25 protein-coding genes and 2 pseudogenes are annotated in these 24,404 nt (G+C 44.1%); 7 read left to right on the top strand and 20 right to left on the bottom strand.

Annotation, left to right across the window (positions count from 1 at the left end; genetic code table 11):
- Positions 1–393 precede the first annotated feature (393 nt).
- The gene (locus tag KQI79_RS10575) at positions 394–1,017 is read left to right on the top strand and encodes a winged helix-turn-helix domain-containing protein (RefSeq protein ID WP_483311381.1); all 624 of its coding nucleotides are present in this window, start codon (positions 394–396) and stop codon (positions 1,015–1,017) included.
- 41 nt (positions 1,018–1,058) lie between these two features.
- Here the strand turns inward: KQI79_RS10575 and KQI79_RS10570 are convergent, their stop codons facing one another.
- The 5 genes from KQI79_RS10570 to KQI79_RS10550 form a co-directional block, all read right to left on the bottom strand.
- Positions 1,059–1,886 carry a GNAT family N-acetyltransferase gene (locus KQI79_RS10570; protein WP_216538194.1) on the bottom strand — a complete coding sequence of 276 codons (828 nt, stop codon included), beginning with the start codon at positions 1,884–1,886 and terminating at the stop codon, positions 1,059–1,061.
- An 18-nt stretch (positions 1,887–1,904) separates the two neighbouring features.
- Positions 1,905–2,234 (bottom strand): GNAT family N-acetyltransferase, encoded by a 330-nt coding sequence (locus KQI79_RS10565; protein WP_253298072.1) that lies wholly within the window; start codon positions 2,232–2,234, stop codon positions 1,905–1,907.
- 48 nt (positions 2,235–2,282) lie between these two features.
- Positions 2,283–2,954 (bottom strand): sigma-70 family RNA polymerase sigma factor, encoded by a 672-nt coding sequence (locus KQI79_RS10560; RefSeq protein ID WP_367398166.1) that lies wholly within the window; start codon positions 2,952–2,954, stop codon positions 2,283–2,285.
- A gap of 125 nt (positions 2,955–3,079) precedes the next feature.
- Positions 3,080–3,274, bottom strand: a complete 195-nt coding sequence (locus KQI79_RS10555; protein WP_216538193.1) for a hypothetical protein — start codon at positions 3,272–3,274, stop codon at positions 3,080–3,082.
- A 91-nt stretch (positions 3,275–3,365) separates the two neighbouring features.
- Positions 3,366–3,665 (bottom strand): DUF2089 family protein, encoded by a 300-nt coding sequence (locus KQI79_RS10550; RefSeq protein WP_216538192.1) that lies wholly within the window; start codon positions 3,663–3,665, stop codon positions 3,366–3,368.
- 199 nt (positions 3,666–3,864) lie between these two features.
- Here KQI79_RS10550 and KQI79_RS10545 point away from each other — a divergent pair, with 199 nt between their 5' ends.
- Positions 3,865–4,989, top strand: a complete 1,125-nt coding sequence (locus KQI79_RS10545; RefSeq protein WP_216538191.1) for a DL-endopeptidase inhibitor IseA family protein — start codon at positions 3,865–3,867, stop codon at positions 4,987–4,989.
- Positions 4,990–5,300: 311 nt separating this feature from the next.
- Here the strand turns inward: KQI79_RS10545 and KQI79_RS10540 are convergent, their stop codons facing one another.
- From KQI79_RS10540 to KQI79_RS10490, 12 genes and pseudogenes are all read right to left on the bottom strand, one after another.
- Positions 5,301–5,918: a hypothetical protein gene (locus KQI79_RS10540; RefSeq protein ID WP_216538190.1), complete on the bottom strand. Its 618-nt coding sequence runs from the start codon at positions 5,916–5,918 to the stop codon at positions 5,301–5,303.
- Positions 5,919–7,276: 1,358 nt separating this feature from the next.
- Positions 7,277–7,609 (bottom strand): annotated as a pseudogene (locus tag KQI79_RS10535) (SDR family NAD(P)-dependent oxidoreductase); the annotation flags it as partial.
- A gap of 185 nt (positions 7,610–7,794) precedes the next feature.
- Positions 7,795–8,694, bottom strand: coding sequence for a recombinase zinc beta ribbon domain-containing protein (locus KQI79_RS27540; protein WP_253298070.1), 900 nt, complete (start codon positions 8,692–8,694; stop codon positions 7,795–7,797).
- Positions 8,695–8,700: 6 nt separating this feature from the next.
- A complete protein-coding gene (locus KQI79_RS27535) occupies positions 8,701–9,426 on the bottom strand; it encodes a recombinase family protein (RefSeq protein WP_253298069.1) in 726 nt (241 codons plus the stop codon).
- 77 nt (positions 9,427–9,503) lie between these two features.
- A complete protein-coding gene (locus KQI79_RS10525) occupies positions 9,504–9,659 on the bottom strand; it encodes a hypothetical protein (protein ID WP_216538189.1) in 156 nt (51 codons plus the stop codon).
- 722 nt (positions 9,660–10,381) lie between these two features.
- Complete coding sequence (locus tag KQI79_RS10520; protein WP_216538188.1) at positions 10,382–10,978, bottom strand: recombinase family protein; 597 nt, start codon at positions 10,976–10,978, stop codon at positions 10,382–10,384.
- 304 nt (positions 10,979–11,282) lie between these two features.
- Entirely contained in the window at positions 11,283–12,170 is an 888-nt protein-coding gene (locus tag KQI79_RS10515) for a hypothetical protein (RefSeq protein WP_216538187.1), read from the bottom strand.
- Between the two features lie 14 nt (positions 12,171–12,184).
- Complete coding sequence (locus tag KQI79_RS10510) at positions 12,185–12,874, bottom strand: hypothetical protein (RefSeq protein ID WP_216538186.1); 690 nt, start codon at positions 12,872–12,874, stop codon at positions 12,185–12,187.
- Positions 12,875–13,933: 1,059 nt separating this feature from the next.
- Complete coding sequence (locus KQI79_RS10505) at positions 13,934–14,884, bottom strand: DNA adenine methylase (RefSeq protein ID WP_216538185.1); 951 nt, start codon at positions 14,882–14,884, stop codon at positions 13,934–13,936.
- Positions 14,885–14,902: 18 nt separating this feature from the next.
- Positions 14,903–15,637: a hypothetical protein gene (locus KQI79_RS10500; RefSeq protein ID WP_216538184.1), complete on the bottom strand. Its 735-nt coding sequence runs from the start codon at positions 15,635–15,637 to the stop codon at positions 14,903–14,905.
- Between the two features lie 514 nt (positions 15,638–16,151).
- Positions 16,152–18,101, bottom strand: coding sequence for a stalk domain-containing protein (locus KQI79_RS10495; protein ID WP_216538183.1), 1,950 nt, complete (start codon positions 18,099–18,101; stop codon positions 16,152–16,154).
- An 84-nt stretch (positions 18,102–18,185) separates the two neighbouring features.
- A complete protein-coding gene (locus KQI79_RS10490; protein WP_230193315.1) occupies positions 18,186–19,286 on the bottom strand; it encodes a stalk domain-containing protein in 1,101 nt (366 codons plus the stop codon).
- 147 nt (positions 19,287–19,433) lie between these two features.
- Here KQI79_RS10490 and KQI79_RS10485 point away from each other — a divergent pair, with 147 nt between their 5' ends.
- From KQI79_RS10485 to KQI79_RS10480, 3 genes are read left to right on the top strand one after another with little or no spacing between them, the layout of a single operon-like run.
- Positions 19,434–19,703 carry a helix-turn-helix domain-containing protein gene (locus tag KQI79_RS10485; protein ID WP_230193316.1) on the top strand — a complete coding sequence of 90 codons (270 nt, stop codon included), beginning with the start codon at positions 19,434–19,436 and terminating at the stop codon, positions 19,701–19,703.
- A gap of 55 nt (positions 19,704–19,758) precedes the next feature.
- Positions 19,759–20,031, top strand: a complete 273-nt coding sequence (locus KQI79_RS28220; RefSeq protein WP_367398165.1) for a helix-turn-helix domain-containing protein — start codon at positions 19,759–19,761, stop codon at positions 20,029–20,031.
- Positions 20,000–20,572 carry a hypothetical protein gene (locus KQI79_RS10480; protein ID WP_253298068.1) on the top strand — a complete coding sequence of 191 codons (573 nt, stop codon included), beginning with the start codon at positions 20,000–20,002 and terminating at the stop codon, positions 20,570–20,572. Before KQI79_RS28220 ends, KQI79_RS10480 begins: the two co-directional genes overlap by 32 nt.
- A 41-nt stretch (positions 20,573–20,613) precedes the next feature.
- Here KQI79_RS10480 and KQI79_RS10475 read toward each other — a convergent pair whose 3' ends face one another.
- From KQI79_RS10475 to KQI79_RS10465, 3 genes are all read right to left on the bottom strand, one after another.
- On the bottom strand, positions 20,614–20,904 hold the full coding sequence (locus KQI79_RS10475) for a hypothetical protein (RefSeq protein ID WP_216538181.1): 291 nt from the start codon (positions 20,902–20,904) through the stop codon (positions 20,614–20,616).
- 565 nt (positions 20,905–21,469) lie between these two features.
- Positions 21,470–21,964, bottom strand: a complete 495-nt coding sequence (locus KQI79_RS10470) for a DUF4411 family protein (protein ID WP_216538180.1) — start codon at positions 21,962–21,964, stop codon at positions 21,470–21,472.
- 2 nt (positions 21,965–21,966) lie between these two features.
- On the bottom strand, positions 21,967–23,115 hold the full coding sequence (locus KQI79_RS10465) for an ImmA/IrrE family metallo-endopeptidase (protein WP_216538179.1): 1,149 nt from the start codon (positions 23,113–23,115) through the stop codon (positions 21,967–21,969).
- Between the two features lie 535 nt (positions 23,116–23,650).
- Between KQI79_RS10465 and KQI79_RS10460 the strand changes: the two are divergent.
- Positions 23,651–24,091, top strand: a pseudogene (locus tag KQI79_RS10460) (NADPH-dependent FMN reductase); the annotation flags it as partial.
- Positions 24,071–24,385: a Dabb family protein gene (locus tag KQI79_RS10455; protein ID WP_367398167.1), complete on the top strand. Its 315-nt coding sequence runs from the start codon at positions 24,071–24,073 to the stop codon at positions 24,383–24,385. The pseudogene KQI79_RS10460 and the gene KQI79_RS10455, both read left to right, overlap by 21 nt.
- Positions 24,386–24,404 lie beyond the last annotated feature (19 nt).

The following is a 24,404-nucleotide window of genomic DNA, read 5'->3' as shown; positions in this document are numbered from 1 at the left end:
CTGGTCTCTAGTCTGGGTCTCGCGGCGATTGTAGACCAAACAATTTTAGGGTTTTGGAGAAAATCGGCATGCGTAAGTAAATTAAATTTGCATCGTCTATTGTACATGTTGTGTTGATAATGGACAATGCTGCCCGTTCGCTTAAAACCGGTTCAAGCAATCGGCAAATTTAACTTTTTCCCCGCTTTCTGTTAGGACACCAAATGCAGAAACGTTATTTTTGAAGGTATTAATCTCATAATCTTTCAGCAGACTGGATAAGAAAAAATAAAACTTCTGGTGGGCCGGTTGGGTAAAGAATTTGGCATACGCTCTTCTTGAATACCCCAATGGATCCCCAATTTTTCTGACCAATTTGGCACTTGTTAATATTCTGATCACCTTTACTCGTTCATCGACGGACATTCCGTTTGCGGCCAGTCGTTGTATGAAGCGGTTCAAGCCGAATTGTTCCTGATCCCGCTGGATCGGGACCGCGTATGGTACAGATATCACCATATGTTCGGTCGTTTGCTCTATAATCGCTTAACCCGTCAGTATGCCGAAATCGTACCTGAACTGCACCGGCGTGCAAGTGAATGGTTCAGGATCAACGGCTATACTGTGGAAGCGGTCGAACATGCAGTAGCCGCGGTCGATTTCAATACGGCTTGCGAGCTTATTGTACAAGAAGCTTCGGAATTGCTCCGTAATGAAATGCATATGCTGTTGCGCTGGTTCGGACAATTTCCCGAGAACTTGCTTATACATAACCTCGCTGTTCTGTATGCTTGGTCGCTGGCCACGTTCGATCGACTTGAGGAAGCGGAGGACGTCCTCGATCGAGCGGAGCCGTATCTTGATACGGGGGAAACTGAACTCCAATCGCTTAACGACGAAGATATACTCGGCTATTTCGCGGCTATGCGATGCATGATTTGCTTGGGCCGGAACGAGACAGAGAAAGCGGTTGTTTACGACGAAGAGATCATGAGAAGGCTCGGAGGAGTCGGCAATATTCTGGCAGCCAAATGTTAGTTGCAGCTCACTTAACGTCGCTCCCTTTCCAGGGGATTAACTTAAAACTCAAATTCAAAAGTTTTGCGTTTGTATGCAAATTCAAACCCGAGTTTCCCCCCTAAACGAAGAGACTCCTTATTCGTCTCGAGTGCCGACCAATGCGGGGTTATGCCATTTGCCAGGCAATGCTCCAAATACGCGGCGCACGCCAATGTGGCAAAGCCTTTATTCATGTCTTCGTCGTTATAGGTCTCCACGCTAATCTCATGATCTTGGCCATTCACACAGCAGGAAAGGCATGCGCTAATAATCCTGTTGCCCTTTACCACGCAGTAGCCTAAGCCTTTTGCAAGAAAATCGTCCGTCGAGTGCCAAAATTCGCTTAACACTTCGGAGAGGATTTCTTCCGGATCATTCTCGATCGTCGCTTTGTCCATTCTTCGAACCGCATAACCGACAGGCAACGGTCTAAAGCTGTTCTTGAGCGTATGAAAACGGTCCGCAATGAATGTGTGGTACCACTCAAAATCAATCTCGTATTCCCGATGCGAAATCGCTTTCTCTATCGCTAGCTCCCAAGCCTTATCGCTTGCCACTGCCAGGAAATATGTACCGCCGCATGATTCCAGCGTATCCATCTTCAGTTGGTTGTCGATAAAATCCGGCAGCAAACGAAAAAAGTCCTCGTTCGCATGATCCCCAACAAACATCGAGATCGTTCCGGTAACGTCGATCATTGCCGTGCGCGGATGCTCCGGGTTATCCACGTAAACGGTGCCGCGATTGTTGCCGTTTATAATCGCATGTAGTGTCAGGTCATTTTGCTGCTCGTTTTTCAGCAATGGTTTTATTTTCTCATAATCGGTTTTATCAAGTTTGTAAATCACGTTCGAAGTTCGCTCCTTCTACAGCTTTTTCTTTAGAAAATATTGTTTGATTCCGTCCGGATAGTCGTCCAGAATGCCAAAAACCTCGTAACCCATGTTCTGATAAAAATGCGGAGATTGATAGCTGAAAGTCGATGTATGCGCGAAGACGCAGCCCATTTCCTTGCCGGCCCTTTCGGCCTCCGCGATCATCGCTTTGCCGTAGCCTTTGCCGCGGTAAACATCCGCAATCCAGAACATATCGATATACAAGCAATAGTTGTACGTTTCGCAAAAGATTCCGCCAACCACTTGTCCAGACTTCTCCTTCAAAAATAAATAGACGTCATGCTCCGGTTTTTTGAGCAATCCTTGCGACGCTTTCGCATTGTATTCGTACAGTTTGTCCGCTAGATTCTAGGCCGACCGCAAAGCTTCGGTCTGTAGCCTTCTTGACAAGCAGGAAAGCGCCGCATCGATTCGTTCGCACACCACGACGCAGGGCAAAGGAATGGGATTATTTCGGCGACGCTCCTGCATTAGATTCGGGTCATACATCATTCTCCTATCGTCGGGGGATTCAAGGACTTTGGCCAGCAGCTCGCGGGCACGGTGCAGCCGGGATTTTATCGTGCCTTCCGGGACGCCAAGCCGCCTGGCGATTTTTTTAATGGGAACATCCTCGTAGTAATAAAGCTGGATGACGTTTCGCAGATCGTCCTCTAAATATGCTACCGCTTCTCTCAATTCAATTGCCTCATAAGGAACGTTCGCGGTATGGCAATCCCATTCGGATTGTCCGATGATGCGCACCCGTTTTTGTGCCCGCAGCAACTGGATGCATTCGTTAATCAGAATTCGGGATAGCCATGATTTAAAAAATGCGGGTTCTCTCAAAGTGTCTATACCCCTAAATGCTTTGTAAATCGTTTCCTGTATCGCATCGGCGCAATCCTCGTCGCGATTTAGGTATGTACGTGCCAAGCCATAAAGATTATTCTTATGAGCAATAATCAGCCTGATGAAGGCATCGCTGTCTCCACCCATGGCAAGGCCGACATCCCGCTGAAAGTCGTAAGCAACGGTCACATCGTCAAACCTCCTGTTCCTGTGCTTGATTTTTTGTACTATGAGTTAAGATGTAGAAAGGGGCTCATTGGTTCATCAAAAACTAAAAATTTCAAAGAAATTTAAGAAAGACTCCAATCACACCTTTACTCGATATCGTGCAACTCCATTTTCTCCAATTCTTTCTTCCTTTTCTTTTTCAGATACTCTCTTCCGTTAATCCACATGCCTAATAGAAAAACCAACCCGCCTACAGCGGCTAATATAACGGAGAATGTGATTTCCTTCCCAAATCTTTCGGGCAGCCATATGATGATAAAAGGCACGTACAAAACAGGCAAGATAGCCCCCCAGTAAACATTGTTCTTCGAGATAATAAAAATTGAACGACCAGCACTCCAATTGAGATCAACCATCCATATACATGAAACATTAGCCATCCGTCCTCTCATTTTTATATTTGTCGATAATCAATTTCGCGGTTTCTAAACTAAGCCGTTCATCGATAACCAAATTTTTAATCATCGTTACGAACTCCACATCTTCTGTTTTGCTATGCAATTCAATTTTCTGGATTAATTTATCTAACCTAGCCCTTACTGTCGGATAGGAAACATCATAAATTTTTGCGATTTCTTTTAATGACCCGGAATTAATGATAAATTTCCTTATGAATTCAAGGGATTCTTTATCCAGAGCTAATATCCAGGCTGGTACATCTTCACGATTCATCTTTTTCACCCCCTGATAATTAATTATATTAAAACAAATATAAATTTTATTCAATAAAAATTTCATTTAATTTAATTTATGTTCATCATCTTATCGATAAATAGTAAAAGTAAAATTGGTCTACTTCTCGAAACATTTCATCATCGAAATCGTCTTATGTATTGGAAATATTATCTTAACGGTAACAGGAGAGATCGTAATGAAAAAACATTGGCTCAGCATTACAACCGCAATGGTAATCGCATCGGTTGTGGCAGGAACTGTCTTTGCCAACAATCCAATCAAATTAATTGTCGACGGAAATGTCATCAAGACAAGCAGCGCACCTGAAAATATCCGTAACCACGTAATGGTTCCCGTCAAATCGCTTGGCGAGATTATAGGAGCGAAGGTAACCTGGGATGCCAAGCGGCAAGCAGTATTGATTGACACCGGGAAGGAAGAGGAAAAGCTGCGGATCGAGCAGCTGGAGAAAGCCCTTGCTCCCCACTCCGCAAAAGAAGCCGCAGAGTCGTTTATCACTAGCTATAAGACACGCAATGGCGCGCTCTTGCACGCTATTCTCGCTCCGGATATTAGAGACAAAATAGTTGCAGATGAGGGCGGCTGGGTGATCGGCGTTTCCAGTCCATGGGTGTCAAGCGCTGCGATTCAAAGTGAAAAGCAAGTAAATGCCACTACCTCCGAATTCCTTGTGAACTTCCAAATGGCGACTTCAGAAGGCAGTGAAGGGCCATGGTTGTTGAAAGTGATCGTGAAGAAGTTCGATGACCAGTGGCTAATTACCGACTATGGAGACGCTACCGACAGTAAGGAGCAGCCGCTATCGTTTAATAAACCTAACCAAAAGCTGGATAACGAGACCGTCATCCGGTTCGCAGCCGAAGCGCAAAAGCGTTATTGGCATATTTCTGATGGTGGGAGGATGCCGGATGGCCCGGTGAGTACCTTCAAACCGGAAGGCAGCGAGTTGAACTACCGCTTCTTTGGAGAAGATTTAAACACGAAAGAGAAGCTGCTTGCTTACCTGAAAGAAATCTACACAAAAGAAGCAAGCGAGAAATTCGTTCAGGATAAACTGAACGGCAAATCGATAATCGAAATCGCCGGTAAACTGGCACAAGTAGACGCGGATGCCGGCAGTCAGCTGTTCTGGAAGGACGCGACTGTTGTCTCTTCAACGAAGCCGAACGAGCAAACAAATGTTACCTACACACTTAAAGTGCCAGTAGGCGAGGATGGCTTTGAAACCAAAACAATCAGTTTTGTCTACAGCAAAGAGAAAGGCTGGCGTTTGAGCAATTCACCGGAAGCGATTCGTTAAACCCGGTAGATTCGTTGCCCTCGTCGTTATATCTTTTCTCATCTAAAAAAATTCATTGACCAATCCTGCCCCAATATCTAGTTCGAAATTCCGCCGCGTAGGCCCGTTCAGGTATTATAACGCCTATGATTGCAGTCCATAAGAAGTCGGCTTCTTATGGACTTTCGCTTTCCGGAAGGGACTCAGTTCCTCCAAACAGGGGGATTACCAGCGTAGCTGACACCACCCGCAAACACATGGATAAAAATGTAAGAACCCTCCTCGTCTGGAGAGTTCTTTTTATGAGTGATTCGTTCAAATAACGTACTCCGTTAGCTTAACGGTTGTTCAGCAGCTAAAGTTATATATTCAACTGGAATAACGATGCCTTGCCCTTTTCGGATTGCTTGCATTACAGGTGCAGTATAATTGTTTTTATATTGGTTTGCAGAAACATATGAATTAACATATGCTTGAGTAACCTCTCTACCCGTACTACAATCATAACCTAGGTTAAGGGGCGTCGACCCTCTTTCATTTAAGTGTTTTCCTTCCAGTACATGTGCGTAATCAGCGATAAAAAGCCCTTTATAATTATAAGGCACCTCAATTCTTAACAAAACATTCCCGATGTATTTCTTTACCATTTCAATTCCTAAGTCACCAAAATAAGGGTTACTTGTTAACCATAATAGAAGAGGCTCAAGGAATCCCTCCGCCAGAAAACTACCAGTAAACTCTTCTGGTGGATTCGGACATACGTCAACCGGACGTCCGGCAAACAGACCGCCGTTTGCAGATAAAATCTGCTCCACTCTGTCTTCCCTTGTGTAATGATAAAAGGCTATTTTGCCGGAAGCAGTGAGTTCAATACCTCCTGGATCAGGCTTATAACCGTAATCGCTTAAACTACGACCTCTGCTATTTAAGAAAATATCCCCTAGCTTCATTCAATCCCACCCCCTTTTTTTCCTCATCAACATTAGGGTACTTGGCAACGACTGAAACTTCAAGACTGCAAAAAATACCCATATAGCGTTATAATAATCCAGTGGATTGTCTTTGTTATGTATTCCTAATTTCTCCACTAATCTGCCAGTTTGTTGAGCGAAGAGTTCAATAATGAAAGTCCCATCCAAGAGCATGGGATCAGGTTTTTGTTTTCTCTGAAAGAAATCCACGCAAAATCGCAAAATAGAGGAGATCTGCATAAGTTCTCGACATTTGATATGTATAATGAAAGCTAATATAGATTCATTTTGTAAAAACAATAAAGAGGAGGGAATGAGCATATGAAAATGAAACTAGTACACAATGGCATATCTCCTTTATCATTGTCATCGTTATGTCAGTTATCGGCATTTTCCTAATACTCGCAACGCGAGCAGATAATTCCCAAGATGATCTGAACAGGAATCCGGCCAATGGCTTAAGGTGAATTTAGGGATATCCCAGTGTACGTAGGAACGTATCAAAAAGGCTTTCCCGAAGCGCAAGACCCTAATGCACCTGATCGTGAAGAGGATCACGCTGGACGACAGGAAGCACATCGGCAGCGTCGAGCTCTCCTTCAACGAGGAGACCGAAAAGCATTTTTTAAGCTTAGCCCCTTCCGCTGAACCAATAGCGCAAGGGGCTTTTCCTTTATCCTGAGCACTTTGAGCATTCTGTCACCCTGCACATGACAATGTATACTCTGGCTGATTCGCACCGTACTGTACAGATACATCAAAGTCACACCATGCAAACAATATTAATAATTATATGGGTACACAGCAAAAACTTCGCCCTACTTGTGATAAGGTTCACCGCGCTGTCTGTAACGGCAGTTTTTTCACTGCTTTTCAAATAAAGCCCCCTTTCGCAAGGAGGCTTTCAATTTTTCAGGAGAATAAACATGCCAGCCATCATCACCTGGCGGTTAGTTCCTCATACATACGCCACAATCGTTTTCGCACTTCTTCATCAAAATTAGCCTTAACAGGCACCACCTTCATTTTGTCGTTAATAAAGGCTCCATTCATGTTCTGAATTTCTTGTGCTGCTGCGGCGTAAACCCCCGGTTTGCAATCGGAACGTGCCCTTGCATTCATTAACGGGGCCGTTACCCTTAAATACCAAGGAGCATTACTAGTCAGATTGGATTTTACCCATCCCGGATGAAATGCAAATGACGAAACTCCTGTTCCTTCGATTCGTCGTGCCAATTCGAATGCAAAATAAGTTCTGGCGAATAACGTTTGGGATAAAACACACTTACCGCTAAATTCGTTTACAAGCTGTAGATCCTCAAAAGAACCGGATCCCGCTATCCGTGTCTTTTTGGCTTTGACATGCGTTCCATGATCAAGGCTACCCTGCGCCTGCTAAAAAATCGGACCATTTGAGCCATAAGGTAATTGTTACGGCCATCGATGATATAGCTGCGTCCCTGGTCAATCCCTCGAAATCCGGCTCGTACAACCTTCTCCGGGGTCGAGAGCTTTTGGCCCGCCCCCATTTCCTCGCTGCCGACCGCATCGAAAAACCCCGTCTCGGTTGCACCCGGGCACAGTGCGAGCACGCGAACTCCTCGCCCGCGCGTTTCCGCCCATAGCGCCTCAGAGAAGGACAATACAAATGCTTTGGTAGCCCCGTAAACGGTAGAATAAACCGATGCGTAAGATCGACTAACGCAGCCGTGTTCTGCCCGATATGCTGAGGCGAGAGGACGGAGTCATCGTTAACGTGGCTTCGATGGCCGCGTTCATGCCTTGTGCTTTTCGACATCCACGGCAACTGATATGCTCCTCTGAAGTAGCCGGTTTATTTATTAAACCTGCTTACTTAAAGGGGAGCATATTTAAAACTTGCCGTTATTTGCGATACGGTTCTCCGCACGTCACTCACTGGTAAAGCAAAATGACTAAAGGAATCGTCTTCTGTGAACCAGAAGACGATATTCTTAATGCTCTTGCGGTCAGCTTCCACGTGAATTTCCTTAATCAGCGCCCGCAGGAGCGACCGTTTTTCATCATTGGTTGCTTCCTTAAACAAGACCTCGAAATTCTGCAAAGCCTCAATTATTATATCCTTATTGAGGATGACCTTTGACTCTAACTTTTCAATTTCACGCTTAAGATGTGCGATCGATTGCCCGACCTTATTGATTTCATCTTCAATCGCTTCGGATAACCGATTATACAGTGCCGCGCGGATCTCGCCAGCATAATAATCGGAGTCCTGTTTTTTCTGCTTGTCCAGCAACTTCTTAAGACTGGTCTGCTGAATATGCAAATCCTTCTCAAGCTCATCCTTACCTAGAGTCTCTTCACGCTCCAGCCGATTCATGATACCGTCTACGATCTGTTCATCTGCAAGAATCGTCCCAATCCACTTTAACACTTGTTCTTCTACAAGTTCTTTCTTGATTAGGTTCGAACCACATTCCGTCTTGCCCTTAGAGTGGTACGTTTGGCACATATAGTATAAGTGGTAGCCTGAACCGTCCCTCTTCTGCGACTTACTCATCACTGTTCCGGCACCACATACAGGGCAACGCAACAACCCCGTTAATATGAACTCACCTTTAAGATTATTGCTTTGGCTGCTATATTGTTCATTGTTCAGTTTGTTGACAGCTTGAACCTTATTCCACAATTCCATATCTATAATAGCTTCGTGCGCCTCTTGAACAATTGTCGGATCTGACTTGCCCGCCCTTCTTTTGCTACTCCAATCTCTCAATTTCCCTCAACTCATGCTGCCTGTGTACTTCTCATTTACAAGAATCGTCTTTACTGCATTAATACTGAAACTCGATCCCGGCTTGGTCTTTGTTCCCTTTGTTTTCTTGCCCTTTTTGTTTAGCATCGTGGCAATGGTCTTAAACCCTTTACCTTCAGCGCGAAGTTCGAAAATCTCTTTCACAATAGCGGCTTCCTCCGCATTCACGACCAATTTCCCATCAACGGAATCGTAGCCTAAAGTACGACCTCCATTTGTTAAGCCTTCGCTTGCTCGTTTCTCCATTCCTTTTTTTACTCGTCCAACAATCAACCTGCGTTCGTATTCAGCAAATGTTCCCAACAAGGAAATGAACATTTTCCCGGTTTCCGTTGAACTATCAATATCGCATGTACTAATAACCAACTTTTGTCCGCGTGGATGAAGTTCTCGATCAACAAAAGTCAGTACATCCAGATTGCTCCGAGAAATTCGATCCACTGCTATTGCTAATACAATATCAAATTTATGATCTCTTGAATCTCTTAACAACCGCTGCATATCCGGTCGGTTGAAGTCTTTGCCAGAGTAGCCGCCATCATTATAAATCTCGAAAACTTCATAGCCCTTTGAAACGCAATACCCTTTCAAAATTTCTTCCTGAGCACCAAGTGAAAAGCCTTCCTTCTTTTGTTCCTCAGTCGATACACGCAAATACAACGCGGCTTTTGGCTTCCTATTTGCTACCATCATTGTACATTCCTCCATGATTATTAAAATTAGTTTGTGGGCTTCCCAGAATCTGGAAACCCGATAAGTATCAAACAAGGTTACTTCTGTGGCTGCTTCATCGCATAATTTTTAATCAATCCAGCCAGTACACCGATCAACTCTTCTCTCTTCAATTCCTTTTCATCTAAAGTCAGCAGTGTATTACTTTCCAGTCCCTGCGTTCCACAAGAATCAACTTGTGTATAATGATCCATTTCGGTCACCATTCCTTTACAATTTGCTTTACCACCACCCTCTACAGACAAATGCTGTTGTATGTAATAGCATGGTCTGTTAAAGAGAGTCAAGTATAAAAGAACATTTGTTCTCGTTCAATTACACGAAATTTACATATTATTACATTTTTTATTGTTAGATTGTCCTGCAATTATCGCAACTCTTGAGACGAAGCACCCCTAAACAACCAATACAACTCCATTCCTTGAATTACATGAAGTTTTCCGAGCTGTGCTTTAGAAGCCATAAGTTGCATGCGCCTTTCAGCTTCTTCCCGCCGCGCCTCTAATAACCGACTTTCATTGCCCATACGACAATAACTAGCGACTCTCAAACCAGAATTACTAAGAACCCCCATTACGCATTCCTCCAAACAAATGATTAGTTAGGAGCGACTGCCCCTACATAGCTAATAAAACAGCTCACCCATCAAGTGCTGAAAACGGAGGAATCTCCTACTGCTAAAACAAAATGTCTCCCCCTAACGGAGCAACAAGCCCACATAAAAAGACAGGTTAGCGCTAGAGCACCTCAATGAAGTGTCTTCCGCTCACCTGCCATATCACTGACCAGAACCACCAATTATGCAAACCCCACCATACTTTCTAAACGAAAACCATATGACCAACCGCTAGTTTTCAGCCTATACCATCTATAAAACCGATTAATGAATGGTCTAAGAAAATCAAACTGCAATTTTTTACGCTTCCTCCACCAGTTCCTGTTGCTGCAATCGCTTCAACTCTCGATACAGGACTGATTTCGACACCGTAGTCAGTGAAACAATTTCCGAAATCGAATGTGCCTTCGCTTCGTACAGCTTTACTGCTTTTTCCAAAGCCTTCTTATCGGTTTTGGGGCGACCACCGATTCGACCTCTAGCTCTAGCCGAAGCAAGCCCTTCACGCACGCGATCACGCAATGTCTCTCTTTCAAACTCGGAAAGAGCGGCAAGCAATGTCAGCATAAGCTTGCCTGTTGTCGAACTGAAATCAAGCTTCTCCTTATGGCTAATAAATGTGATTCCCCTCTGCTCCCAATCGGACAGCAAAGCCAATAAATCTTTCGAGCTTCTCGATATGCGGCTTAACGATTCCACCACAATGACATCACCCTCGCGAACGATACGCTGTAGTTCCGCCAGAGCCGACCGATCCAAGCGTGCGCCGCTCATCTTATCGATGAAAATATCTGACTCAGGAATGCCGTATTCCTGCATCAGCAGGTCAACCTGCCGATCCTCTACCTGTCCAACTGCCTTGCTGATCCTCACATACCCCCAAACCTTACTCGCCATACCTTATCAGCCTCCTAATGGTTATAAGGAGACTAGAAAAATATCCGATCCTAAAACTTAATCTCAAGGAAAACGGGAAGATTTGTCCCAAACAAATTGCAGGATTTGTGGGAAAAAGCTAACGGGAATATTTTTGCAACACCAACGACCCATCTGGAACCCAAATAACTCGCATTTTTTAGCGGGAGCAGTATCAATAGTTTTTGAACCTCTCAAAGCAAAAGAAAATACCCTTAAAGGGATTCCCGAATCCCCTCAAGGGCAAGCAAATAGGGCGAAACCATAAACACATATTTATGAAGCGCTAGCAACGTTCCATCTTCTCTATATGAAGAATCGGTACTGATACAAACTGACCGCGATGTGAAAGATCAGGGAGTGACATGTACCCCATAGAAGCACTGCTGCTCCAATCCGCCCACTTAGTCATTTCAGCCTTTGTAGGAGTCGTACCAAGCCAGCTAGCAACTACGCCAGTATCGAGCGTAGTCACCAACGGCGGGCGCAAGCCCCCTGTATCACGATAGGTCAACCGTACTTTTTGTCGCTCCAAAGCATTTTTCAACCGCATAGCAAAGCTGTTCACCCCGTAATAAGGGAATATGAAACGCGAACTGCTTACGCCTAAAGTCCTCTTGCTAAGGCGAACCCCATCCACATCCGCGAATAGCCTGACTGTGGCATACGAACCGCTACTTAGCTCTTTGTAACTGGTCGAGAGCTGCTCGGAAAAACGGTCGAACCCTTTTTTACGATCAGTTGGAGCCAATTGATCTTCGTGCGCTCGTAGAATCTCAGGACTCTTGGTCACGAAACTATACTCCCAAAGCCCACCCGATTTTGTCTCTGCTACGCAAAGGGAACTGTCCAGCAAATAGGAGCTAACCAGCGATTCCCGATGGTCATTTACAAAGCCAGCGGGCAACTGGATACCCCCTTGAGCCAAGAATAAGGCTTGGCATTTGGCGATCCAAGTATCAAGCGGCGCCCCATCCAAGCTGATACCCCTCACATCATCCGAACCGATCATCGGCTGTGGATGCGGGCAGTTAAACTTATAGAGACGCTTCCGCTGTTGACCTAACCTGAACAAATAGGCGTGCAACCGATTATTAACGCATGCTCCAGGCAAGAATACATCTATGCCCCTGTACTCAAAGCAAGACGGATGAGAACTTATATCCATGTCCATAACCATACCCCACCTCAATCCTCAAATAGAGTTGGTGCAGAGTAGATGTTAAAATCACGCAACAGAGCTAGCGCCTCATCAGGCGAAAACTCACCTTCCAAACAGCGGAAAAGAATAGAGCGTTCTGTCATATAGCTGCGATCATTATGCGATAGAACGAACAGCAGATGCTCCAGCTTCTGCTGATCTAAGGCATCCAGAACCCGACCGAAGTGGTGATGCGTAAAGCGAAACAAAAGACCAAGTTCTTTGTGACAAGTGCTCAGGTCTACCCCTGAATGCTTTACAGGAACGAACCTATCATGGATCGCACTGATAAACAGATTCGTGTTATAAGCACCTGTTCCCAAGGCAAACTCCCGTTCCGCCGCGACAAGATCACCCGAACGCAACAATTCCAATGCTAGCCCAATACGCTTTTTCAGGCGATTAGCTGCATAGGAGACGGATGCATGAATGGACTTGACCGATACTCCGAATTTTACTGCCGTATCACGGTAGTCGTACCCGTTTTTCAAGAAGTAAGCGAGCTTCTCCCGCGACTTCCCATGTGATAACCAGACATAGCTGTTGGTAAAGGCGACCAGCCGTAAGAGCAAGTCCAGCTTCTTCTCATCTTGGGCGTGATCTTCTCCCTCATCCCATACTGCCAGACGATTCTGTACTTCGCTAACCTCTTCGGCTAGCTCTTTGAAAATCAACATACCTAATTCCTCCCTCTCGCCTCTGGCGAAATTCTGATACAGCAAATGACGAACTCCAAACGAAAAAGCATAATCCGTACCCCTAACTGCCGCGATGGGCGAGAGTAGAGGACTCCGAGAAAAAGTGAAAGCGTACTCCAATAAAACAGCCCTAATATTTGTTTACGGTCATTAGTGCAGGAGGTAATGCAGTGCTACCAAGGCGTTCGGATTTCACGGAAATACAACAAGAACGAAACCTAGATTTTTGTAGGAGTACGCTTTCAGAGTAACGTAGCTGCTACTGCCCTTTCAGATGCCCGGCGGCGAAAAGTTTTCATAAAATGCGATACCCCTGAAAACAAAAATACAATCTGAGTGCAGGCACGCTTGATCTGCATCCAGATTGTATTTTTCAATTGATACCCTATAAGACTGACCGATTAGAATGAGTGATTAGGCGCATACGATCACGATTGGGCGATGACTAGCCTTCTCGCGCCTAGCTGCCAAGCCAAGTCCGGCTTTAAACGGTACCCCTCAGGGGATAAGGAAGGAAAACGATCCGCCAAACTGCCAGAAGAACCATCGAAACTGCGAATTATGTATGCCGACCGCCTCCAAACCATCACTGCCAGCAAAGTTAACTGGCGAAAAAGGTGATGGCTGCATGTATGTGAATGCGCGGCGGGCTAACTACGCCTACCACGTTTAAACTCTACCAGCGACTAATATTGCGCCGCGCAACCGATATTAGCGAAATTATAGGGAAAGTCGCGGGGAGGAAACCAATGTAGGAGGGAAGCGGAGTTGCTCCATTGAGGTGACCTAACCGATTCGTGTTGCACTATTTACAATGTTGCTTCTTTGCTCGATTTTCGGCGTTCCTATGTCCTCTTATATACTTTAACTCAGTTTCACTTTCCCTAAAGTAGAGCCACCTTCACAGGGAAATACAAAATGTGCCTCCCTCATGAGCACAAACAGGAAGCACATTTCGATAGGTTTTAATGGCTTTGATGGTTTTAGAGCCGATATGTAGGTTTTATAAACCAACTGAATGGCTTTAGAACCATTCCTCTACCATGCCGTATAATTAAACTCGGATATCTGGTCTAGAAGGGAAACAGGAACGTCATAGTTAATCCAGAGATATTCATCATTCCTGCGCCGCGCTTCGGAGCTAGACGCTACAAAAACATTCTTGAGGTACAGTTTCCGCCAGCCCGCCGACACAAGTCTGTCATAACAGGGATTGTCATAACCGCTAAGAGCCATCTTTACACCGATTGTTTTTAGCAACAGATCGACTAATCGCTCATGATCATCCAAAGTCCAAGAACGGTCGCCGTAATGATCCTTTAACACCATTTCTTCGGGAGTGTATGGAGGATCAAGATATGCGAACACATCATCCCTGCCATTCAGCAACTTCAATAGTTCGCGGCAGTCTCCACGAGTAACCTCAATATCCTCTAAAGTCGGATAGAACAAGTCCAGTTCCCGAATCCTCTTGAAATACGAACGGAGCCGCTTCTGATCCTTTACGCGCGAGAAATCAAATGTTTCCATATCCGCCGCCCTCGACTGCATGGCGAGAATGAAAGCATAGGCTGCCGAAGTGACGAGATCAAGCCTGAAGTCCGACCCCTGCGACAGCATTCGCGCCTCGTACTCCCGTGCATGCTTGGCACGAAGAAAGATATCTTCGCCTACCCCTAAATCCTCCAGCATCGCCATCAGGTCATACAGGTACTGCTTATCACCAAGACAAGCAAATAGCGAACATAAACCTCTGTCCATATCGTTATAAGAGCGATGCTGGAAAAGAGCGGTCGGGAGATTTAAGAGCATCCTCGCGCCTCCACCGCACAACTCATAGTAGCTACTCAAGCTGTAGGTATTAGCTGCATAGATGATAAGCGGAACGATATTGGAAATTAGCTGAGATTTACCCCCTATATAACTGATAACCGAATGCGGATGCCCGTTATTATACTCTGACCGACTTTCACGCCTAATCACGCCCATCTAACCCCCTCCAGCAAGCTATTCCTGCCCAAGGGCATCGATCCTGAAGATGTAGAAGCGCTTAACTTCTTTGGAGCTAATATTAGGCTTTACAGGCTCCTGTAAGCGGGATTGGCGGCTCAGTTTAAGAAGGAAGCCTTGCTCCCGCCAGCCGCGCGTGATCTCCATAAAACGGACGCTCTTGGTACTACCCTCAAGATTCAAAATATCCAGCAAAGCCTCTGTGGTGATGCCGACCGCATTTCTCCCATACTTTTCGACATACTGTTCCGTGTCAAGTCGTATCCCCGATGAAGCGCCATGCTTATACTCATCGCTACTGATCGTCGGAAAGGCATCAGGATCGCTGAGAACAGCGTCTACAATCATTTCAAATAGCTCCAAACTGTCATCAGTACTGGCAGACCCCTCGATGACCGATAGCAGATTAGGTACACGCCTGAAGATACCGTTTATTTTTAAGTGCTTTACATAATCGATAACTCTGTGAAAATCCGATTTCTCAAGTACACCGAAGACATTCAGATCACGCAGGTATTCATCGAATCTATCCCGAAGATCAATAACCAAGAAACATTTCGAAGCGTTTCCCTCAAGTTTCGTTGTGAAGTTCACCGCATATGTATTCTCCGAATATGACGGATGCTTGCCGTATAAAAGCTCTATTTCCCAGAGATCAGCTACTGGATTCGCCATTTCCTTAGCTTGTACGCTAGCGGCGGCACTGCTGCGCTCCTTGACCAACTGTAACATAAAGATTCTCCCCTCGTTGAATTTATCACACCTCAAGCAACGAGCTCGAAGCTTGTCGATAACCTCTAGGTAAATTCTATCAAAAATATCTGGTAAGGGGAATCCATAATAAAATAGCCGACTCAATGAACCGCTACGTTCAAACTGCTACCAAGCATAAAAATGTCGCGGGAAAGCCAGTTGATCTGCGTCAAAAAGTACCCCTAATAGAGAATACGGATCGGAGGGTTTGGAAGCATGTGCCCATCAGTAACTCCATGAAAAATGCCCGATTTCCTATAAAAGACTGCTATTTTCAAAACCTAACTGACGGCATAGATAAAATATACGCACCGAGCAAATATAACTCGAGATTTTACTAAATGATCACCCGTGAACGAAACGTGCTTCGGCATTTCAGGATACAAATTCTGCCCAAGGAATCAATAACTCAGCGGTACATTCAGTCTGTTCAATAAGAAAGAGGTGATGCTCTGAAGAACACCACCTCTTTATTCCCTGAAATTCCCAAGCTTTACTTAGTGAACTCTGGTCCGAAAGTAGGTTGAGAGAAGATAGTCATAGTAGAAGGAATCTTACTCAGATTAACTTCCCTGAAAGCTCCTGAACTATACTTAAACCAAGTACTTTGGACTTTAACATACACATCAGCGTGGTTACTTCCTCCAAGAACGGCAGAACTGAACCCAAAAGAATCGAAAACTGCAGAGAGTGTTTGAGATGTAGCATCACAGTCTGTAATCCTGCCTACGAGGGCATCATATGCTGAAGTTGGATCTCCTACCCCTACGTCTTTGATTCCTTTTAGAAGATTACCACCTGTCTCGGAAGCTAGAATTGCGTTCGAGATTTCAGTCTTTGTTGCCCCTGCAGTAGCCAACGGACCGATAGCATTTTCAATAATTTTTAGCCCCATATACATATCACTGCCAGTAGAGTAGTTACTGGCTCTATCACCGTTCAGGTACTGTTCAGCGTAATCTGGTAACTTACCGCTAGACTTCATATCTGAAACGGCTATATTCACGATCTTCATTACTTGATCGTATTGAGATTGGTTAGCACTTGCATAGGTATGCTTGCCGTAGGAAACCTTGATCCCATTGACAACTTGAGAACCGCCTCGATCAACTTGACCGCCATCATTACCGCCATCAACATTCCCTGCGGGGCTTGTGATAATCGCTGTCGAAGTAGCATTATCCCACTTAACGTCAGCGCCCAATGCCTCGGAAACGAAGCGTAGAGGAACCATAGTCGAACCGTTAATAACTTCAGCCTTAGCTGCCAAAGTCACCGTCTTGCTATTGACTATTGCCGTAGACTGACCAACGGTGAGCTTGATGGTCGTATCACCCTTATTGGCGGTGACCGTTTGAGAAGATTGATCCCATTTAACATCTGCCTTCAAAGCCTCGAACACGCCCCTAAGCGGTACAAGTGTGCTTCCATTCTTTACGATTGCGGGTTGGTCAAACGTCTGCTTGACCCCGTCAATAAGGACAGTGACCTGTTTTTTATCGGGTTGCGTTTCAGTCTTAGGCGAAGCTGTTTCACTCTTGGAGCCGTCGGAAGAAACGTCCGCAATAGTCGTGAAAGACCAAGTCCTGTTGAGAGTCTTACCCTCGTACTCTTCCTCGTAAAGAGGTTTATAGTTTACAGAAACGGTATAAGTCTCTCCATTTTTTAATGGTTGTTTAGTGTAGAAGAACCAGTAACCCATATACCATTCGGAGAAAAATGGAACATTTGTTCCCTTTCTGTCTTTGATAGTTGCATCAATAGTCTTAGTGTCTAGTACATGTGGCGGATAGAACGAGATAACATATCCCGATCTCTCAATACCAAATTTTCTTAGCGGGTTAGGGTCTTCATCTGCACCAGAGAATGTTGTCGGTACATTCTTTTGCCCATTGTAAGGATACATCGAAATATCCGTCGAAGTAGAACCGCGAGTTTGAGATAACATTACGAATTTCTTGCCTTCAAATCCTACCCCTACTTCCATAGTGTACGGGTCTAGGAAAGGTACTCTGTGATACGCCGTATTGATGAAACCATCAATCGATGCCTTTACAGTAGAATCATTAGCCGAAAGAACTTCAAACAGTCCTTGAGCCAGTTGAGAATCCCCACCTACTGCAAGAACCCTATCTTTAGGAGTTACACCAGTGAAACCTTTCTTACCCTCAATCTCATCATGGTCGTAAGGATTACCCGCATTGAGATATTTCGCATGGTTTTCACCCGCTTTCGTGAGGAACGGATTCAGCCTCACTTCACCGAGTCCTGCATCCTTGCGAATTTTGTTGATATAGTCCAAAGCCTCAATCGCTTCCTTAGAATATTCAATGTCCGAAGAAGCAATCTGCACAGGCTTTTCAGGTTGTGCTGCAAGGGCGCTGTTACCCCCTAAGATGATTGAAAATGCAAGCATTGCCGCTGCTATCTTTTTATTTTTCATAATACCCTCCGATAATTTGTAGTCCAAGCTATAGACTCGAAGGAGCAGAAGGAATGCTACACCCGTCTGCTCCTTCAAAATACTTTATTGACGTTCGAATTCTGGATCAAAGGTAGGTTGGGAGAAGATAACCATGCTTGAAGGAATTTTAGTAAGATTGACCTTTGTAAATGTCCCTGAACTATATTTGAACCAAGAATCATGAATTTTCACAAAAACATCCGCATGATTGCTTCCCCCAAGAACGGCGGAACTGAACCCAAAGGAATCAAAGAATGCAGAATATGTATGAGAAGAAGCATCGCAGTCTGTAATCCCACCAACTAACGCATCGTATGCAGAGGATGGTTCACCAACTCCTACATCTTTAACCTTTTGAAGGAGAGTACTAGCTAACTCTACCGCCTGAAACGCTTTTGAAATCTCATCTATCGTTGCTTCCGCGCCGACCAACTGACCTATTGAAATCTCTGCTAACTTCAAGTAACGGGCATCTGAACTACCACTAGGGAAGTTATCTGGTCTTTCACCATTAATATAGCGAACGTAATAATCAGGGAGGTTTGTTTCGGATTTTGCATCCGCCACTGCTTTATTTACAATCCCCATTACTTGATCGTACTGAGACTGGTTTGCACTTCCATATGTATGCTTCCCATATTGAACCCTAATTCCACGAACAACTTGACCGCTTCCTGAGGCGCTTGTGATGGTCGCTGTGTATGTATCTCCGTTCCATTTTACGTCCGCCCCAAGTGCTTCACTGACGAAGCGGAGCGGAACCATCGTGGAACCGTTGAGCGTCTGCGCCTGAACGGATAGCTCGACAGCGCGATCATTTATGTATGCAATTTTTTGATCGACTGTTAGCTTGATTACTGTATCGCCCTTCGTTGCTGTTACCGAGTGCGAAGTCGCGTCCCAAAGAACCTTGGCTCCCAAGGCTTCGAAAATACCCCTGAGCGGCACTAAAGTGCTGCCATCCATTACGACCGCTGACTGCGGGAATTGCTGAACCTTTCCGTCAATAATGACGGTGACCGCCTTGTACTGCTGTGTGGCGGATTGTATACTTACCACGCCTGTTTTACCCTGCGCGGCGACTGTACCGCCTGTAGCCAACATGGACGCGACTAGAGCCACGCTGAGGGCTGTGGAAACTATCTTGCTGTTTCGGATGACCATGAACATACCTCCAATATGTATTCTGTGGCGAGAGGGGAATGTACGTTTCACCCTCACTCTATTTACATTATTTTACTTTTTGTTGAATACTCTATCTGGTATTTCCATTATACCGTACTGACAATGGTTGTAAAAGGAGTTTTCCCCTTGAACGACCATTCCTTGATCATAAAACAAGTCATTGGTAAAACGATAAAAGCAATTCGAATTAAGCAGGGATTAAGTCAAGAGGATCTGGCAGGTCTTTGCCAAGTTGACCGTTCTTACATATCGCTAGTAGAGGTCGGCAAAAACGAACCATCGGTCAGCAAGATCTTTGAACTTTGCGGAGGGCTTAAAGTAAGTCCCTCTGCCTTCTTCAAAATAGTAGAATCCGAATACGACAAAATCAAAGAAACCGATACCAACGCTAAGTAAATTTAAGAAGCTATCAGTCAATCGCTGATGGCTCTTTTCTTTTATAATAATCAAGATGTTAGCTGCATTTCAGTTGACTATGAGTAACAATCACGGATTGATATACAACTTAAGTCCTAAATTACCGATATATCTTCATAAAGGCATTGTTTTGTTATGGAGGATTACGGTCGTGGATATAAGGTTGGAGTTTGGGCAAAGATGCAAGGAATTAAGAGCTCGATCAGGCATGTCTCAAGAAATGTTAGCATACCGTTCTGGACTTGATCGGAGCTATATCAGCGGTGTAGAGCGCGGTGATAGAAACATCAGCATTAATCAATATTGAGAAGATTGCCGCTGCATTAAAAGTTTCGATTGAATATCTGTTCTCGGGTGAACGATTCTCGGCTACTCCTGCGTACCAGCAGAAGGACTTTACCGAGCCATTTCTAAAACGATTTCAATACCACGTCGATCCTGAATCACGGGTATTAGCTTTTTCAGTAAAGGGTCTTCTCACCCCGCAAGATGTTGAACATATGGATAGAACGTTGATCGGAATTTGTAACGGTTTTGGCAAAGGCGAATTGAATCTCTTGGTTGACCATCGCGACATGTTAGCCGCTGATGGGGAACCAGCCGTATATTCACCTGAAGTTGCTGAGAAAGCAGTAGCGTTTCAGCAGAAACTCTTAAGGTCAACCAAGAAAGTCGCTGTTCTTTGCAACTCGGAATTTATGGTTCATAACCTTCGATACGTGACAATGGAGAGCGGCATATATGATCATTCCAATCCGCTGTTTGGGAAAGACAAGGATATGGTAAAGCAAGCTTACGAGCTCCTTGGCATTAACGGGAACGAATTGATAAAAATGAAGAAACAGTAGAGCCGCCAGCTTCATGTTTGGCGGCTCATCTGCTATCATAGTCATTTCGCGATATCATTCAAAAGATGCTTCCATATCTGCAGTCCATCAGTAATCCCAGCATAATACAGACTCTCCTTTTCGATTGTCTGGCGATAATTTAGTGTTTCTTCCCACCCAAGGATGAACTGAAAAAGCTGAGGACTTAGTTCCTCTTTCAACCGATTCTCTAATTCAACTTGTCTCAATCGTAGAGATGCAATCTCAGGCATTTTCCCAATAATATTAGCTTGTTCATTAAAGCGCGCATCAAACGCTATCTTAATCCATTCTGGTAAAGGCAGTTGCTCCAAAATAAAATCCCCTCCCAAGGTAAATTGTTGTAAAGCTTACCGTAAAGAGGGGAAAGTATTCAATATCTGTTTTTGGCTCATCCGCTTGATCGGGAGTTAAGTAAATTAATTAATTGCTTTCTCCATTCCGCAATCAGATCTTCGCGTATGGATCGTAAGCTCTGAATTTCTTCGATTATTTCTTGTCGCCGCTCCCGACTCGTGCTTGTTTGACTATGCTCAAGAGCGAGCTTGCGATGGATAGGAGCATCTGCGTTTGAGTGTCGTCCAGTTCAATGCCGACCAGTGAACTGCGGTATGATTCACCTATAGTATGGCAAGTCTGAGTAGTCATATGAAAAGCCTCCCAAGGAACAAGTTTGTTGCATGTTACCTTGGTTGAGAAGGCTCTTCAATATCATACAAACGAGTTTTCGCTAGGTTTGGCACATGAGCTCGGGTGTGCTGTGGAATCGAGCATTAAAAGGTAGCTTCGTGCGGTTGTATTTTCTAATCATAAAGAAGCCACTCCAAATATTGGGAGTGGCAAACCAAAACCAACTATGACTGAATTACATACTCTCTGTTAGAAACTCACCTTAAGATTCCGTAACATCTCAAAAGTGTTTACATATTTCACGTTAAATTGTCTGCATACTACTGGAATTAATATTCTCTTCTTTATATCCGGGTTATATGCCTCATGGGTTACAAGAGTATAATCTTTAGATTTTGCATATGCAACTAGCCATGCGTCCGCTATATGAGCAAACTCTTCTTTCGCACTAGGAGTAAACTGCGGATTACTATGTGCCCATTGTTGTATTTCAGCATATTTTTCAATCACGTCCTGAGAATCCGTTCTCTCGAAGTAACTTTTGAAGTTATCCGCAGTCCACAAATGCAACCTATCAGCATTTTTTGGGTCAGGAGAAATAATTTCATCTTGAATCTTATCTATACTACGAATATTATTCTTGCTAGCTTGGGATATCAAAGACTTCCAGAAACTGGGCGCCACATCAAAGTCGTAATATCCTCTATGTGCACCGATAAACACATTGGCGTCTAGTACATACAAGTCTATACACCCCTTTCTTGTACTAATTTAACTAATTTTTCAAAGGTCTTCGTTTTTAGTCCAGTTAATCTGAACGCCTCAGAATATTGGATATTTCCTGTGCTAGCCTGATAGACCACAGCACTCGTAAAAGTATTCCCTAGTCTACTCATGAGTGTATTATAAAAGTTTCCACTAGAAGTAGAACTGGTCTTCTGATTTTTCAACCTTTCTAGGTATTCATAATAGAAGCTAAAAAATTCCTCTCTCGGTACTATTTTTAGATCCAGTGCCCTTCTGCCAATAACAATTGGACTTACCTTAAATATATTACTAAGTGTTTCATAAACTACACCATCGGGATAGTGAGTATGCCATTGCCTTATGAACAGATCTCTAGGACATAACATTTCTGCTGCAGCTTCATTACAAAGTTTCTCAACAGCCGCATTATGGGAATTTAATGGAGAAGCTTCAACAACTGCACTAGAACCTATTAGGATATGTGCAACTTCATGAATCAAAGTAAAAATTTGGGCAGATTTCGTATCAACTGCATTGATAAAAATCAGTGGAGCTACCTCGTCAACTAACACGAATCCTCTAAACTCCGAAACATTCAATGCACGATGGGTGTTTCCTCCCACTATGCCATTTTGCATCACTGTAATTCTAACTTTTTCACACTTTTCAATTAAGTACTTTAGTGCTTCATGAAAAGTTTTATGTTGCCGCGCCCAATCTTGCTGTAAACCCAATAAATTAAGAATTTTCTGTGCTATTTGAGTAACTGTAGAACCTTTATTAGATCCAACGAAATCTAATTTTGTCCCAATATGTTGCTCATAATAATCTTTCATGAAATCTTGTCTTCTTTGCATAATATGTAGAGTCTCTATTAAATCAGGACTAACTTTTCCACTTTCTCCATCTTCAACTGTTCTATAATGTGGTATCGGTAACGTTTCATTCGGTGGCTGCTTTAAGAAAAAGTATCCTAGTGGAGTGGCAGTGGCAGCTGCATAAGCTTCAAGCTGTTTAAATGTTGGTTGCTTCTCTCCTGCTAGCCATTTATCCAATAACTTAAATTTTTTCTGTAACTTATCCTGATGAAGACTCCTATTATAAGCCCAGTTTAATAACTCCTTTTTTACAGGAACTTTTGCAGCCATGTTCCACCTCCTGTATGCTTATTTGTTATGCAATTTACTCTATGTACTTACTCTCAATATATAGGTTGTCTTTTGAAAGATAATGTCGGACTTCATATTTTGGAAAGTCATTTTAACCATACCACAATTTAGGTAATATATCCATCCTTTTGACCCATCAATCAGCACAAAAACAGTCCTTTAGAATCACCTCGAGCAAGTACTTAATCTATAAAGTAACGCTAAAGGTGATCAGTAAATTTATATGTTACAAAAGCCCAAACAAAGTCGGGCTTTTGTATAATCACGATCTAGTTATTGCTCTAATGCCTGGACATTTATTAATATATTCAGCCGCTAAGCTCCAATCTGTAGATTGAGCATTGCCGCTTCCACCTTCAACTCAACTCTCTGCTTTACCACTATCGATGATACGGTTCTCCGTTTCACCTATAGAACAAAATTAAAAGACATCCGCTCGGATGTCTTGATTCATGCCTAATAAGACTTCTGATTGCCTTCCTATACTACAGACCCTATCATTGAGATGATGAAAATGAAACTAGCCGCCTTAGTCGGAAGCATTCGCAAAGATTCATACAACCTGAAGTTAGCCCGTTATATTCAAAACCGTTATCAGCATCTTTTTCAGTTGGATGTGCTGAACATTCGGGATCTCTCCTTTTATGATCAGGATATCGAGTCTGTTCCACCCCAGCCGGTTATCGATTTTAAGGCGAAAGTCGCTGCTGCCGACGCGGTGTTATGGATCACTCCGGAATATAATTCGACCATTCCCGGCGTCATGGCGAACGCGATCGACTGGTTATCCCGCGTGGATCGAGTCATGATCGGGAAGCCCTCATGGATCGTCGGATCTTCCATCGGATTGTTGGGATCGGTCAAAGCGCAGGGCCATCTGCGTGACATTCTGTTCTCATCCGGTATTTCCTCGCCGCTGTTGCCTGGAAATGAAGTGTACATTGGTCTTGTTCATGTGAGAAGTTTAAAGAAATTCAAGCCTGATGTTTCTATTGAAGTAAAAGAAAGTGCAATAAAGCGCGCACATGACTTTAAAGGGAACATTCCGGGGATCGTGGAACTTAGCGCCGGGATTAACGTTACGAATGAAATAGAGCATATGCACGTGTTTACGCTGGGGATCAGAGTCACTTTTGAGAATCAACAGGCTTGCCGGGAGTATATTCAGCACCCCCTGCATCAAGGATTATTGCAATCCATTGGCCCATTTGTTGAAGGAATCGTCGTTATGGATTACCCGTTTGCTTAATGTTCCCCTTTAAAACAGA

This window comes from Paenibacillus sp. MSJ-34, assembly GCF_018918005.1.
In the GTDB taxonomy this organism is placed as follows: Bacteria; Bacillota; Bacilli; order Paenibacillales; family Paenibacillaceae; genus MSJ-34.
Note: the sequence above shows the minus strand (reverse complement) of the source record. Positions and strands in the feature narration are given on the sequence as shown.